Source organism: Methylobacterium phyllosphaerae, assembly GCF_001936175.1.
Lineage (GTDB): Bacteria > Pseudomonadota > Alphaproteobacteria > Rhizobiales > Beijerinckiaceae > Methylobacterium > Methylobacterium fujisawaense.
Genome location: NZ_CP015367.1, coordinates 258,210 through 272,097, shown reverse-complemented (window position 1 = coordinate 272,097; position 13,888 = coordinate 258,210). Strand labels below are relative to the sequence as shown.

Sequence of the window (13,888 nt, the reverse complement as noted above, 5' to 3'; positions counted from 1 at the left end):
AGCGCTACGGCGACGTGCGCCGGTCGGATGTCGCAGCCTCGAGCCGGCTCGAGGCCACGCTCAGACCGGGCTTGCGCGGCGGCGCCTGTGGCGGGACCGGGGGGCGCGATTCGGGGATCGGCTCGCGCCGGGGGTGCCCCGCGAGATCGGTGGGGAAGGTGCAGGTCACGCGGGTGCCGTTCCCCGGAGCGGTCTCCAGCAGGACCCGGCCGCCATGCAGCTCGACGAAGGACCGGACGATCGACAGGCCGAGACCGACACCGCGATGGCGGGTGCCGAGGGTGTGGCTCTCGAAGCGGTTGAACACCGAATCGGCGATCTCGGGCGGCATGCCGCGGCCGTGGTCCCGGACGCTGAGGAGAAGTTCCTGCGCGGTGCGGCGGGCATGGACCTCGACGCGCTGGCCCGCATCCGAGAAGCCGACGGCGTTGGACAGCAGGTTGAACAGGATCTGGCGGACCCGCTTCCCGTCCGCATGGACGCTGCCGATATCCTCCGGCACGTCGAGTGCCAGGGTGATGTGCGATTCCGCCAGCCGATCCTCGATGCCGCGCACGGCGGCCTCGATCGTCGCCTGGACGTCTACCTCTTCCCGCTGCAGCTCCAGCGAGCCGGCATCGATCGAGGCGAGGTCGAGGATGTCGTTGATGATGACGAGCAGCGCCGCCGAGGAGCGCATGATGTGGTCGGCATATTCGCGCTGCCGCTCGTTGAGCGCGCCCACGGTCTCGTCGCCCAGGAGCTGGGTGAAGCCGATGATGTTGGTGAGCGGCGAGCGCAACTCGTAGGAGACGTGGTGCACGAAGGTGTCGCGCAGCTGCGCGGCCTTCTCCAGGGCGTCGTTCTTCTCGGTGAGGGCCCGCTCGACGTTCACGCTCGCCGTGACGTCGATCAGGGTGAGGAGCGTCGCGCCCTCCGGGAGCGGCTGCGCCGCGCAGTCGAGGACGGTGCCGTCCACCACCTCAAGCCGGCACGCGCGGGCGGTGCGCGACTCGAGGCCGACCACCGCATCACGGATATCGAGCCACGGCTCCTCGGCGGGCGCCAGGGTGCGGCAGGCGGCGATGACGGCGTCCACGTGCGGGCGGTCCTCGACCATGGCCGGGTCGAGCCGCCACACGGTGCAGAAGGCCCGGTTGGCGAGGGTCAGGCGCCCGTCCGCGCCGAACACGGCCACCGGCTCGGCCAGCGTGTCCAGGGTCTCGGCCTGCAGCCGCCGGAGGGCGTTGTAGCGCGACTCGGCGTTCAGGCGATCCGAGACGTCGTCGAACAGGTAGGTCAGGCCGCCCTGCGGGTTGGGATCCGCGACGACGCGCAGCGTCCGGCCGTCGGGCAGGTACCACCACGTCTGGTTCGCCTCCGCGGCCCGGTAGGCGGACAGCACGCCCTGCTTCCAGCCGCGGAAATCCGCATGCTCCTCGAGCTTCCGCTCTGCCCTGAGGTGATCGAGGATCTCGCCGTCCGACGGGCGGCCGTCCAGGAAGGCCTGATCGAGGTCCCAGAGCTGACGGTAGGCGGCGTTGTGGAAGATCAGGCGCTGCGAGACGTCGAACATCGCCACGGCGGTCGGCAACTGGTCGAGGGTGCGGACGTTGGCGTTCATCTGCCGCTGCAGGTCGGCGCGCACGCTCTCGAGTTCCGACACGTCGATGGCGATGCCGACCCGGCCGGTCTCGAGGCCCGTCTCGAACACGTCGAGCATGCGCCGGTTGCCGGCCACGATGGCCGAGAGGCGCGGAACGCTTCGGGTCAGGCCGGCGAACCGGGCCGCCTCCTCGCGGGCGATGGTCTCCCGCGCCGGCCGGTCGAACAGCTCCAGGCCGGCATCGAGGGCCGCCTCGCGGCTCTCCGCCTCGACCGCCGCCACGTAGGCGGCGTTGACCCAGCTCAGGCCGCCGTCCCGGTTGCGCCGCCAGACCGGCTGCGGGATCGCGTCGAGGAGACCCGACAGGGCCGACAGCCCCCGGCGGGTCTCGTCCAGGGTCGCCCGCAGGTCGGCGATCTCGCAGCGCTCCTGGCTTGTCTCGCGCAGGCGCAGGAGCGCCCGTCCCGCCACGGCCTGCCCGTGAGCCTCGATGTTCCGGCCTGTCTGACTGCGCAGGCTCAGCGCGAAGCTCGTGCCCCGCGTCCGCAGGGTTTCCACGGCGGCCTCGACTGCGGTCGCGTCGGCGGCGACGAGCCAGGTCCCGAAGGCCAGCACCCGGCGGGCATAGCCCGAGGCCGGCCGTTCGCCGTGGATCGCAAGGCTGATGTCGCCCTCCACCACCGGTTCGCTGCGCTGATCCCAGGTCACGATGATCTGGCGCTCGGCGTTGAGGAGCATCTCGGCCCGGTCGTGGGCGCCGCGCAGGACATCGAGGGTCGCGGCGAGTTCGCGCTCGCGACGGGTCCACCGCCCGCGCTCGTACAGGTGGAGGAGCGACAGGATCACCGCGAAGGCTACGAGGCCGCCCAGGATCGCCAGGGCGGCCACGCTGTGGATCTCCCGCGCAGGATGCGCCGCGGCGGCCTCCGGCAGCTCGGCGAGCGCCGCGCTCGCCGTCATCAGGGCAAGTGCGCCCACGCCGATCCGAACGTGCGTCGCACGACCGACACCCATGCTTCGCCCCGCCCTCGCGCCCGATGGCGGTCCGGCCGGCGCGCGTCACCGCGCGGCGCGGAACGCACCGTTCCTGCAGTGATTCTCCCGAACCGCCGCAGCCCCGCCGATCTAAGATTCGCCCACACTCTACAGTGGGGCGGATTCGACCCGGAAGGGGAACGAAGCGTGGCCTTTGACGATGTCGGCATAATCACTCGTTAACGACACACAGAAGACACAGTTCGAATCGGCATCGAGTGCTTGACAAACGAGAAGGCCCGGCGCAGCGCGCCGGGCCTCCAGGATTCCTGCCGAACTGGCCGCGTGCCGGGACCGGACGGCGCGCCGCTCGACCCGCGATCGGGGCCGTGCGCGCCGCCCGGAACGCCGGGCTCAGTAGCGGTAGTGCTCGGACTTGAAGGGGCCGTTCTCGGCGACGCCGATATAGGCCGCCTGATCGGGGCGGAGCTTCGAGAGCTTCACGCCGATCTTCTCCAGGTGCAGGGCCGCCACCTTCTCGTCGAGCGTCTTCGGCAGGGTGTAGACCTGCTTCTGGTACTTGCCCGGGTTGGACCACAGCTCGATCTGGGCCAGCGTCTGGTTGGTGAACGAGGCCGACATCACGAAGGACGGGTGACCGGTGGCGTTGCCGAGGTTCACCAGGCGCCCCTCCGACAGGAGGATGATGCGGTGGCCGTCCGCGAAGGTGATCTCGTCCACCTGCGGCTTGATGTTCGACCACTTGAGGTTCTTCAGGCCGGCGACCTGGATCTCATTGTCGAAGTGGCCGATGTTGCAGACGATGGCGCGGTCCTTCATCGCCCGCATGTGCTCGATGGTGATGATGTCCTTGTTGCCCGTGGCGGTGACGAAGATGTCGGCGCGCGGGGCCGCATCCTCCATGGTCACGACCTCGTAGCCCTCCATGGCGGCCTGAAGCGCGCAGATCGGGTCGATCTCCGACACGAGCACGCGGCAGCCGGCGTTGCGCAGGGAGGCGGCCGAGCCCTTGCCCACGTCGCCGAAGCCCGCGACCATGGCCACCTTGCCGGCCATCATCACGTCGGTGCCGCGACGGATGCCGTCGACCAGCGACTCCTTGCAGCCGTAGAGGTTGTCGAACTTCGACTTGGTGACCGAGTCGTTCACGTTGATCGCCGGGAAGAGCAGCTTGCCTTCCTTGGCGAGCACGTAGAGGCGATGCACGCCCGTGGTGGTCTCCTCGGAGACGCCCTTGATGCTGTCGGCGAGGCCCGCGAACCAGCCCTTCGGCTTCTCGGCGAGCTTCCGCTTGAGGAGCGCGAAGAAGACCTCCTCCTCCTCGCTCTCCGGCTTGTCGAGGAAGGCGGTATCGCCGTTCTCGGCGCGCAGGCCGAGATGGACGAACATGGTCGCGTCGCCGCCGTCATCGAGGATCATGTTCGGCATGCCGCCGTCATGCCAGTCGAACAGGCGCGAGGTGTAGTCCCAGTACTCCTCCAGGGTCTCGCCCTTGACGGCGAAGACCGGGATGCCGGCGGCGGCGATCGCGGCGGCGGCGTGATCCTGGGTCGAGTAGATGTTGCAGGAGACCCAGCGGATGTCGGCGCCGAGCGCCTTCAGGGTCTCGATCAGCACGGCGGTCTGGATCGTCATGTGGAGCGAGCCGGCGATCTTCGCGCCCTTCAGGGGCTGCGACGCGCCGTACTCCTCGCGGACCGCCATCAGGCCCGGCATCTCCGTCTCGGCGATCGAGATTTCCTTCCGGCCGTAATCGGCCAGCCCGATATCCTTGACGATGTAATCCTTGGCCATGAGTCGATGGCTCCGTGTTCGCGTTGCGGGTCGGGGCAATCCCCTACCATCCCGCGACCTACGAAGCAATCAAGACATAAAGATGTCTTTATGCGTTCTGATCGGCGGGGCGGCCACGCGTGTGCCCGCCCCGTTCCGGATCAGGGTCGATGCGGCCGCTCAGCGGCTCGGCCGCGCCAGCCATCCGAGGCCGAAAGCCACGGCGGCCACGAGGGCGAGGGTCGCGCCGCGGTTCTCGTCCGCACGCGCCGCGAGGCTGCGGCCGTGGTGCACCGCGCGATCGCGGTAATGATGACCGCGTTCGATCGCCTCGTCGGCCAGGGCGTGCCCGCGATCGCTGACCTCACGGAACCGGGCGCGCCCCTCCTCGACGAGGTGCTCGCCCCCGTGGCGCAGGTCGCGCACCGTGTCCCGGGCCTCGCCGTAGGCGTACTGAGCGGCGCCGGCCGCCTGATCGTAAGCGCCCTCGAACTGGTCGCCGGCCCGGCCGCGAACCGCGCCCGCGGCCGTCTTGACCCGACCGCGCAGATGGCGGACGCCGCCTTCGAGATGATCCCTGTTCATGCTGTCTCTCCGATCGGGCGCGCCCAAAGGGGGCGCGTCGCCTGTGTCGGGGCGGAACGACGGCGGACGGCTCCGGTTCCCCGCGGTGGGGCGGAGCGGCTTCAAGTTTCCGTGCTTCGGCGCACGCACGCCGGAAGCAGGTCCGGATCGGCGGGGAGCACAGGACGGCGGTCGCGCCAATCCCCGGGGCCCGATCGGTGCATATCGACGGGCCGCTGGTCCGTCGATCTCTCGGTACGACTCGGCCTCTGCTGCCGCGCGTCGCGACGGTGACTGTCCGGGCAGCGGGAACGTCTCGGGCGCCGGGCTAGATCTCGATCTCGGTGCCGACCTCCACGACCTGCCGGGTCGGCACGCCGAAGAACGCGCCGGTGCGCTCGGCATTGCGCTGCATGAAGGCGAACAGGTTCTCCCGCCAGGGCGCCATGCCCCGCTTGTCGTTCCGCGGGATGATCGTCTCGTGTCCGACGAAGATGGTCATGTCGTCGAGGATGTGCTGCGGCAGATGGCGGGATTCGACCGCGCATGCGAGGCCTTCCGGGATCGAGGCCTCCTCCATGAAGCCGTAGCGCAGGATCACCCGGTAGAAGTCCGGCGCCAGGATCGTCACATGGGCGCGCTGATCCCGTGGGACGGTGGGCGTCTCCTCATAAAGTGCCGTGATGATCAGGATCCGCTCCATCAGGGCGCGGTTGCGCTCCACGAAGCGCGAGAGGTGCAGCGGGATCCCGTGCTCCGCGGCCGAGAGGAACGCGGCCGTGCCCGGCAGGCGCAGAAGATCGCGGTGCTGGAGGCCGGTCAGAAATACGTCTTCCGGCAGGCGCAGGGCGGCCCGCGCCTCCTCGACCAGCTCGTTGCCCTTCTTCCAGGTCAGCATCATCAGGGCGACGAGACCGGCGAGCACGAGGGGAAACCAGCCGCCCTCGAACAGCTTCACGCTGTTGGCGGCGAAGAACACGGCGTCGAGGGCGAGGAAGGCGCCGTTGACCGCGAAGACCAGGATCGGATTGTAGCCCCAGCGCAGCGCGATGAGCGCGGCGAGCAGCGTGGTGATGCCCATCAGCATCGACACCGCGATCCCGTAGGCCCCGGCGAGGGCGTCGGAGGAGCCGAACACCACCACCGCCGTGAGGGTCGCTGCGGCCAGCAGCCAGTTCACCGCCGGCACGTAGATCTGGCCGCGCTCCTCGTGCGCCGTCTGCACGATGCGCATCGCCGGCAGGAAGCCGAGCTGGATCGATTGCTGGGTCAGCGAGAACACGCCCGAGATGATCGCCTGCGAGGCGATGATGGTCGCCATCGTGGCCAGGGCGACCAGCGGCAGGTGTCCCCAATCCGGGCAGAGGCGGAAGAACGGGTTCTCGAGGGCGTCGGGCGCGGCGATCAGCAGGGCGCCCTGGCCGAAGTAATTGAGCATGAGCGCCGGGAGCACCAGCGCGAACCATGCGATGCGGATCGGCAGGGCGCCGAAATGGCCGAGATCGGCATACATCGCCTCGCCGCCGGTCACCGCCAGGAAGGCCGCGCCCAGCATCAGGAAGCTGACATGCCAGCCGGCATGGACCAGGAAGTCCACCGCCCGCAACGGGTTGGCCGCCGCCAGGATCTCGGGCTTGGCGATGATGCCGGCGATCCCGAGCAGCCCCAGCACCAGGAACCAGACGAGCATCACGGGCCCGAACACGCGGCCGATGGCGGCCACGCCCTTGTGCTGGACCAGGAACAGCCCGACCAGGATGACGAGCGTGATCGGCACCACGTACGGGCCGAGCGCCGGCGCATCGACCTTCACGCCCTCGATCGCCGAGAGGACCGAGATCGCCGGGGTGATCGCGCCGTCGCCGTAGAGCAGCGCCGCCCCCACCAGACCGACCACCAGAAGCAGCGCCTTCCCCGTGCCCGGCCGGGCCTGCCGGGCGCCGAGCAGCGCCAGCATGGCGACGATGCCGCCCTCGCCGCGGTTGTCGGCGCGCAGGATCAGCACCGCGTATTTCAGCGACACGATCAGGATCAGCGACCACAGGATCAGCGACACCGCCCCCGTGGCCGCCGCCGGCACCGACGCCCCGCCGGCGGTCGCCGCCTTCACGGCTTCCTTGAACGCGTAGAGCGGGCTCGTGCCGATGTCGCCATACACGACGCCCAGCGCGCCCAGGACCAGGGCGGGTCGGAGCCGGCCGCGCGCCGCATCCGCGTCGGTCGTGCCGGTCTCGGGCCGGGTCTTCGCCGCCGGGGCAAGGGTCTGGCTCAATGCAGGATTCCCCGAGGGCCACCCGGTCTCGACATCCGGACATCGCGTTCCGGCGCCGGGTGTGATGCCGCAACGATAAAGCTAGCGGCTGCGGCCGCGCCGTCCAGCAACGGACACCGGCCGCGATCAGATCAGGCCGGCCAGATCCTCCGGGCAGGTCTCGCCGCGGCGCAGGCAGAACACGGGGGCGCCGGCATGCCGGGCGATCGCGGCGGCGACGGTCGCGGCGGGGGCTGGTGCACCCGGGCTCTCGCTGACCGCCACGGCGCGCAACGGCACATCGTGGAGGCGCAGGGTCTCGCAGGCGGTGAGCGCGTGGCTGATCGCCCCGAGATAGCTCCCGGAGACGAGCAGCGCCGGCACGCCGAGCGCCCGGAGCCAGTCGAGGCCGGTGGCAACCGCGGTGACCGGACTCATGAGGCCGCCGACGCCCTCGATGAGCAGCGTGCCTTCCGTGCGGGCGATCTCTGCGCGGCACCAGCCGACGAGGTCGGTGAGGTCCAGGGACCGCCCTTCCAGCACGGCCGCCTGATCGGGCGAGAGCGGCGCCGAGAACCGCCAGGGCGAGCAGGACTCCACGGCCTCCGCGTCGAGGGCGATGCCTTGCGCGTCCAGAAGACGGGCGGTGTCGCTCTCGATGAAGCCGGGATCGCCGAGGGACGGGACGCCGCTCGCGAGCGGCTTCACGGTCCGGACCGCCCGGCCCTGCGCCCGCAGGCGGCGGGTCAGGGCGGCGGTGACGTAGGTCTTGCCGATCTCGGTTCCGGCCCCGGCGATGAAGAGCGCCCGCGCGGGCATCCCGGCCTCAGGCCTGGAGGCTGCCGTGGCAGTGCTTGTATTTCTTGCCCGAGCCGCAGGGGCAGGGCTCGTTGCGGCCGACGCGGCCCCAGGTGCTCGCGTCGTTCGGGTCGCGCTCCAGCACGGCCCCGTCCGCCGCCAGGCCTTGCGCCGCGTAGCCGTAGGCCGGCCCCCCGCCGCCGTCGCTGCCCGAGCCGAAGCCGGCATGGTCCATCTCGTTCTCGCCGGTGACCGGGTCGAGATGCTGGGCGAACATCGGCGGCAGTTCCGGAGGCGCCGTCGGGAATTCACCCTCCTGCTGTTCCTGGAACATGATCTCCACCCGCGACAGCTGGGCGGTCACCTGCTCGCGGAGGGCGGTCACGAGACCGCCGAACAGATCGAAGGCCTCGGACTTGTATTCGTTGAGCGGGTCGCGCTGGGCGAAGCCGCGCCAGCCGATCACCTGCCGGAGGTGGTCCAGGGTCACGAGGTGCTCGCGCCACAGGTGGTCCAGGGTTTGGAGCAGGACCTGCTTCTCGATATAGGCGGTGACCTCGGCGCCGTTCTTCTCGGTCCGCTCGGCATAGGCGGTCTCGGCGGCCTTCATCAGCCGCTCGCGCATCTCCTCGTCGGCGATGCCCTCTTCCTTGGCCCAGTCCTCGACCGGCACGTCGAGATTCAGGATCTCCTTCACCTGCTCGCGCAGGCCGGCGACGTCCCACTGCTCGGCATAGGCGTTTTCCGGGATGTGGCGGGCGACGAGGTCGTCGATCACGCCCTCACGCATCTCGTCCACGGTCTCGCGGACGCTCTCCTGCCCCATGAAGTCGCGGCGCTGCTCGAAGACGACCTTGCGCTGGTCGTTCATGACGTTGTCGTACTTGAGCACGTTCTTGCGCATGTCGAAGTTGCGCGCCTCGACCTTCTGCTGCGCCTTCTCGATGGCCTTGTTGATCCAGGGGTGGATGATCGCCTCGCCCTGCTCCAGGCCGAGCTTCTGCAGCATCCCGTCCATGCGGTCGGAGCCGAAGATGCGCATCAGGTCGTCCTGAAGCGACAGGTAGAACTTCGAGCGGCCGGGATCGCCCTGGCGGCCGGAGCGGCCGCGGAGCTGGTTGTCGATGCGCCGCGATTCGTGGCGCTCGGTGCCGATGATGTAGAGGCCGCCCGGCAGGTCCGTCTTGCGCCCCGCCGCGGGATCGGCCGGCTCGCCCGAGGCCAGCACCTTGGCGCGGTTCTCGGCGATCTCGGCCTTGATCGCCTCGATGGCGGACGCGCGTTCCGGACCGTCCGCGAGGTGGCCCAGCTCCTTCTCGATGCGCATCTCGAGATTGCCGCCGAGTTTGATGTCGGTGCCGCGGCCCGCCATGTTGGTGGCGATAGTGATCGCGCCGGGGACACCCGCCTCGGCCACGATGTAGGCTTCCTGCTCGTGGAAGCGGGCATTCAACACGGCAAACCGCTTGGTCACCCGGCCCTCACGGGCGGCGGCGTAGACGTCGGTGAGCGCGTTCGGGTCGGAATAGTCGAGCAGGGTGTAGCCGGCCTTCTTGAGCATCTCGGCGAGGTGCTCCGACTTCTCGATCGAGCCGGTGCCGACCAGGATCGGCTGGTGGCGGGTATGCGCCTTGTCGATCTCGGCGATGATGCCTTCGTACTTCTCGGCGACGGTGCGGTAGACCTCGTCGTCCTCGTCGACGCGCTCGACCTCCTTGTTGGTCGGGATGTCGACCACGTCGAGCTTGTAGATCTCGGCGAACTCGTCGGCCTCGGTGGAGGCGGTGCCGGTCATGCCGGCGAGCTTCTTGTACAGACGGAAGTAGTTCTGGAAGGTGATCGAGGCCAGCGTCTGGTTCTCGGGCTGGATCGTGACCCGCTCCTTCGCCTCCAGCGCCTGATGCAGGCCCTCCGAGTAGCGCCGGCCCTGCATCATGCGGCCGGTGAACTCGTCGATGATCACCACCTCGTCGTTCTTGACGATGTAGTCCTTGTCGCGGGTGAACAGCGTGTGGGCGCGCAGGGCCTGGTTCACGTGGTGGACCAGCGTGACGTTGTGGGCGTCGTAGAGGTCGCCCTCCTTGAGGAGGCCCGCCTCCCGCATCGCCTCCTCGATGAACTCGTTCCCCTCCTCGGTGAGCGAGACGGTGCGCTGCTTCTCGTCGAGGTCGTAGAACTCCTTGCGCAGGCGCGGCATCAGCGCGTCCACCGCCACGTAGAGTTCCGAACGGTCGTCCACCGGGCCCGAGATGATCAGCGGCGTCCGCGCCTCGTCGATCAGGATCGAATCGACCTCGTCGACGATCGCGAAATTATGGCCCCGCTGCGCCAGCTGGGACATCTCGTACTTCATGTTGTCGCGCAGGTAGTCGAACCCGTACTCGTTGTTGGTGCCGTAGGTGATGTCGCAGGCATACGCCTCCTTGCGCTGCGCATCGTCGAGCCCGTGCACGATGGTGCCGACGCTGAGGCCCAGGAATCGGTAGACCTGCCCCATCCACTCGGCGTCGCGCGAGGCGAGGTAGTCGTTCACCGTGACGACGTGGACGCCCTTGCCTTCCAGGGCGTTCAGGTAAACCGGAAGCGTCGCCACCAGGGTCTTGCCCTCGCCGGTCTTCATCTCGGCGATGCCGCCCTCGTGGAGCACCATGCCGCCGATGAGCTGCACGTCGAAGTGGCGCTGGCCGAAGACGCGCTTGGCCGCCTCGCGCACCGTGGCGAAGGCCGGCACGAGGATGTCGTCGAGGCTCTTGCCGTTGGCGAGTTCCGCCTTCAGCATATCGGTGCGGGCGCGCAGGGCCTCGTCGGAGAGGGCCTGGATCTCCGGTTCCAGCGCATTGATCTGCGCCACGCGCGGGCGATAGCCCTTGACGCGGCGGTCGTTCGAGGAGCCGAAAATCTTCTTGGCGAAGGAGCCGAGCATCGTTGACCTGCGGACGCGCGAGCCCGCACACGGGTGAGCGTGGCGGGCCGGCCTGGACGGAGTTGGCCGGGCTTATAGAGGTAAACATCGCCCGGCGCACCTGGAAGGGGCAGCCCTCAACGCATGCCGGTACGGTCACGGTTCCGGCACCGGCGAAATGGCCGCGCTTGCCTTCTCGCCCGACGCGGCCCACCTGTGCCGCGGCCTGCCGCCCGGCCGATCCGGTGCGGCGCCAAGACGTGAGCCGAGGACTTCGCCCGTATGCCGAACACCGCCCTTCTCCGGCGCGCCAGCGCGCTCGCCGTCATGATCGCGATGCCGGGACTGGCGCTGGCCCAGGCCCCCCAGAAGGCTCCGACACCGGCGGCTAACACACCGGCCGCTAACACGCCGGCCGCCGCGCCGAGCGCGGATTCGGTCGTGGCGAGCGTGAACGGCAAGCCGATCACGCAGGGCGACCTCGCCATCGCGGCGGACGATCCCGCCCTGTCGCTGCCGGGCGTCGACGAGGCGCAGAAGAAGAACCTGCTCGTCGACTACATGGTCGATCTCCGCGTCGGTGCGCAGGCCGCCGAGTCCGCCAAGATCGGCGACACGCCGGAATTCAAGCGCAAGCTCGCCTATTTCCGCGACAAGCTGCTGCTCGACGACTATCTGGAGCAGGAGGCCAAGCGCGCGGTCACGCCTGAGGCGGAGCACGCGATCTACGACCAGACCGTCAAGCTGATGAAGCCCGAGGAGGAGGTGCACGCGCGCCACATCCTCGTGGACAACGAGGCCGAGGCCAAGAAGATCGCCGCGCGCATCAAGGGCGGCGAGGATTTCGCCAAGGTCGCCGCCGAGGCCTCCAAGGATCCGGGCTCGAAGACCGAGGGCGGCGATCTCGGCTGGTTCACGAAGGAACGGATGGTCCCGGATTTCGCCAACGCCGCGTTCGCGATGAAGCCCGGACAGGTCTCTGACCCGATCAAGACCCAGTTCGGCTGGCACGTGATCAAGGTGGAGGAGAAGCGGACGAAGCCGCAGCCGACCTTCGACGAGCTGAAGGAACAGATCGACCAGCACCTGATCCGCAAGGCGCAGCAGGACATGATCCTGAAGCTCCGCTCGGAGGCCAAGATCGAGCGCACCGACGCGCCGCCGGCCGCTCAGCCGGAGTCGGAGCCGAAGAAGCCGTAAGCCGGATGCGACAGAGGGCCGGGCCGGGTTCTGATTCGGTCCAGCCCTGTGAAGAGATGATGGGTCGGTCCGCGCGGCACCGGGCCCGCAGCGAAACGGTCGTCCGGTTCTACGGACCGGAAACGCCGCCATATTTTCGACCGCCCGGAAGCGATCCGTGTGACGGCACGCTACCGGGCGTCGCGCTGTCCTAGAGCGGCGCTGTCCTGGGTCACGTCGCTCGGCCTGTGACGGCAATGCGGGGCCCGCCCGACGTGGGGCGAGGTTCCGGCTGGGTCACGCCCCAGCCGGGCCTCAATACGGCCGATCGGGGACGAGGTAGCTGGATTGTGCCGGGGCCGGCTGTGGCGTGAGCCCGAGGGCCGCGAGTTCGGCGCTCCGGCGCCCCTCGGCGATCCTGTCGAGCACCGCGATCAGGAGCCACGGACACGCGATGCCGATGAAGAACGCCATGAGATCCTCCCGTGCCGAACCGATGCGCCCGTTCAGCTTAGGAAAATAATAGGGGGGCCGGGCCGCGCCGCAAGCGGCAACCCGGCGCCGATCTCAGACCCAGCCCTGAAGCTCGCGGCGTACCACGTGCTCGATCACCCGCATGCCGAGGTCGCTGTCGTTCAGGCATGGAATGTAGGCGAAGCGCTCGCCGCCATTCTCTTCGAAGTAATGGCGGTTCTCGCCGTCGAGCTCTTCGAGGGTTTCGAGGCAGTCCGCCGTGAAGCCCGGGGCGACGATCGCCATCCGCTTCACGCCCGACTTCGCGAGGTCCATCACCGTCTCGTCGGTGTAAGGCTTCAGCCACTCCTCGTTGCCGAAGCGCGACTGGAAGGTCACGCGCATCTTGTCCGGCGACAGGCCCAGGGCCTCGCGGATCAGCCGCCCGGTCTTGTGGCACTGGCAATGGTAGGGGTCGCCCTTGAGCAGGTAGCTCCGCGGCACCCCGTGGAACGAGGTGAGGATCACCTCCGGTTCGAAATCGAGCTTCGCGAGGCCCTCGCGGATCGAATCGGCCATGGCGGCGATGTAGACCGGGTCGTCGTGATAGGGCGGCGAGACGCGCACCGTGGGCTGCCAGCGCATGTCCATCAGCGCCCGGAAGGCCTGATCGCAGGCGGTGGCCGAGGTCGCCGCCGCGTATTGCGGATAGAGCGGGACCAGGAGGATGCGGTCGCAGCCCTGGTCGAGGAGCGCCTGGATCCGCCCGGCGACCTCGGGCTTGCCGTAGCGCATCGCCCAGTCGACCACCACGGACTCGCCCATGGCGGCCTGGAGGCGCTCGCTCTGGCCGCGGGTGATGGTCTTCAACGGCCCCTCGTTCAGGGCGTTGTTCCACACGCTGGCATAGTCGCGGCCCTTCGGCCCGGGGCGCTTCGTCAGGATGATGAGGTTGAGGAGCGGCCACCAGATCAGCCGCGGCACCTCGATCACGCGCCGGTCCGACAGGAATTCCTTGAGGTACCGGCGCATCGGCCAGTAGGACGTGCCCTCAGGCGTCCCGAGATTCATCAGGAGCACGCCCACGCGACCCCAGGCCACCTTCGGGTGATCCGCCGGCAGGGTGTCGGCCGCGGGCTTGAGCGGTGCGAGGGGCCGGCCATTCGCCAGCGCGGCGGGTTCGACGCGTTCGTTCATGGCAGCGTTCCGGCGCCGCGCGCCGAGATCCTTCTTCTGGTTTCCGATACCCGGCCGCCGGCGCGGACGCCTGAACCTGGCCGGGGGCTCAATTCCCCGTGGGGTGTGCTTCCATGTAGGGTGCGAAGCCGCCCGGCGAAGACCGGACGCCACATGCCGCACCGCGATATGCGGCACGCTCGACCCATGT

General features: G+C 69.2%; 9 protein-coding genes. 1 reads left to right on the top strand and 8 read right to left on the bottom strand.

Features of this window, described 5'->3' with window-relative positions; all coding sequences use genetic code 11:
• Positions 1 to 4 precede the first annotated feature (4 nt).
• From MCBMB27_RS01335 to secA, 6 genes are all read right to left on the bottom strand, one after another.
• Positions 5 to 2,599 carry a sensor histidine kinase gene (locus MCBMB27_RS01335; RefSeq protein WP_043353163.1) on the bottom strand — a complete coding sequence of 865 codons (2,595 nt, stop codon included), beginning with the start codon at positions 2,597 to 2,599 and terminating at the stop codon, positions 5 to 7.
• 375 nt (positions 2,600 to 2,974) lie between these two features.
• Positions 2,975 to 4,375 carry an adenosylhomocysteinase gene (ahcY, locus tag MCBMB27_RS01330; protein ID WP_075379687.1) on the bottom strand — a complete coding sequence of 467 codons (1,401 nt, stop codon included), beginning with the start codon at positions 4,373 to 4,375 and terminating at the stop codon, positions 2,975 to 2,977.
• Between the two features lie 159 nt (positions 4,376 to 4,534).
• Positions 4,535 to 4,939 carry a hypothetical protein gene (locus MCBMB27_RS01325; RefSeq protein ID WP_043353166.1) on the bottom strand — a complete coding sequence of 135 codons (405 nt, stop codon included), beginning with the start codon at positions 4,937 to 4,939 and terminating at the stop codon, positions 4,535 to 4,537.
• A 307-nt stretch (positions 4,940 to 5,246) separates the two neighbouring features.
• Entirely contained in the window at positions 5,247 to 7,190 is a 1,944-nt protein-coding gene (locus MCBMB27_RS01320) for a potassium transporter Kup (protein WP_075379686.1), read from the bottom strand.
• Positions 7,191 to 7,316: 126 nt separating this feature from the next.
• A complete protein-coding gene (bioD, locus tag MCBMB27_RS01315) occupies positions 7,317 to 7,988 on the bottom strand; it encodes a dethiobiotin synthase (protein WP_043755838.1) in 672 nt (223 codons plus the stop codon).
• A 7-nt stretch (positions 7,989 to 7,995) separates the two neighbouring features.
• Positions 7,996 to 10,890 carry a preprotein translocase subunit SecA gene (gene secA, locus MCBMB27_RS01310; protein WP_075379685.1) on the bottom strand — a complete coding sequence of 965 codons (2,895 nt, stop codon included), beginning with the start codon at positions 10,888 to 10,890 and terminating at the stop codon, positions 7,996 to 7,998.
• Positions 10,891 to 11,151: 261 nt separating this feature from the next.
• Here secA and MCBMB27_RS01305 point away from each other — a divergent pair, with 261 nt between their 5' ends.
• A complete protein-coding gene (locus tag MCBMB27_RS01305) occupies positions 11,152 to 12,069 on the top strand; it encodes a peptidylprolyl isomerase (protein ID WP_043353171.1) in 918 nt (305 codons plus the stop codon).
• 294 nt (positions 12,070 to 12,363) lie between these two features.
• Here the strand turns inward: MCBMB27_RS01305 and MCBMB27_RS30115 are convergent, their stop codons facing one another.
• Together MCBMB27_RS30115 and hemH are read right to left on the bottom strand one after the other, a co-directional pair.
• Positions 12,364 to 12,522: a hypothetical protein gene (locus MCBMB27_RS30115; protein WP_164706403.1), complete on the bottom strand. Its 159-nt coding sequence runs from the start codon at positions 12,520 to 12,522 to the stop codon at positions 12,364 to 12,366.
• A gap of 93 nt (positions 12,523 to 12,615) precedes the next feature.
• Complete coding sequence (gene hemH, locus MCBMB27_RS01300) at positions 12,616 to 13,698, bottom strand: ferrochelatase (RefSeq protein ID WP_043353172.1); 1,083 nt, start codon at positions 13,696 to 13,698, stop codon at positions 12,616 to 12,618.
• Between the last annotated feature and the right edge of the window lie 190 nt (positions 13,699 to 13,888).

Bases quoted from the DNA above. Each gene is read 5' to 3' on its own strand.
- MCBMB27_RS01305 (WP_043353171.1), top strand. From the start codon at position 11,152: ATGCCGAACACCGCCCTTCTCCGGCGCGCCAGCGCGCTCGCCGTCATG.
- secA (WP_075379685.1), bottom strand. From the start codon at position 10,890: ATGCTCGGCTCCTTCGCCAAGAAGATTTTCGGCTCCTCGAACGACCGC.
- MCBMB27_RS01325 (WP_043353166.1), bottom strand. From the start codon at position 4,939: ATGAACAGGGATCATCTCGAAGGCGGCGTCCGCCATCTGCGCGGTCGG.
- MCBMB27_RS30115 (WP_164706403.1), bottom strand. From the start codon at position 12,522: ATGGCGTTCTTCATCGGCATCGCGTGTCCGTGGCTCCTGATCGCGGTG.
- hemH (WP_043353172.1), bottom strand. From the start codon at position 13,698: ATGAACGAACGCGTCGAACCCGCCGCGCTGGCGAATGGCCGGCCCCTC.
- MCBMB27_RS01335 (WP_043353163.1), bottom strand. From the start codon at position 2,599: ATGGGTGTCGGTCGTGCGACGCACGTTCGGATCGGCGTGGGCGCACTT.
- bioD (WP_043755838.1), bottom strand. From the start codon at position 7,988: ATGCCCGCGCGGGCGCTCTTCATCGCCGGGGCCGGAACCGAGATCGGC.
- ahcY (WP_075379687.1), bottom strand. From the start codon at position 4,375: ATGGCCAAGGATTACATCGTCAAGGATATCGGGCTGGCCGATTACGGC.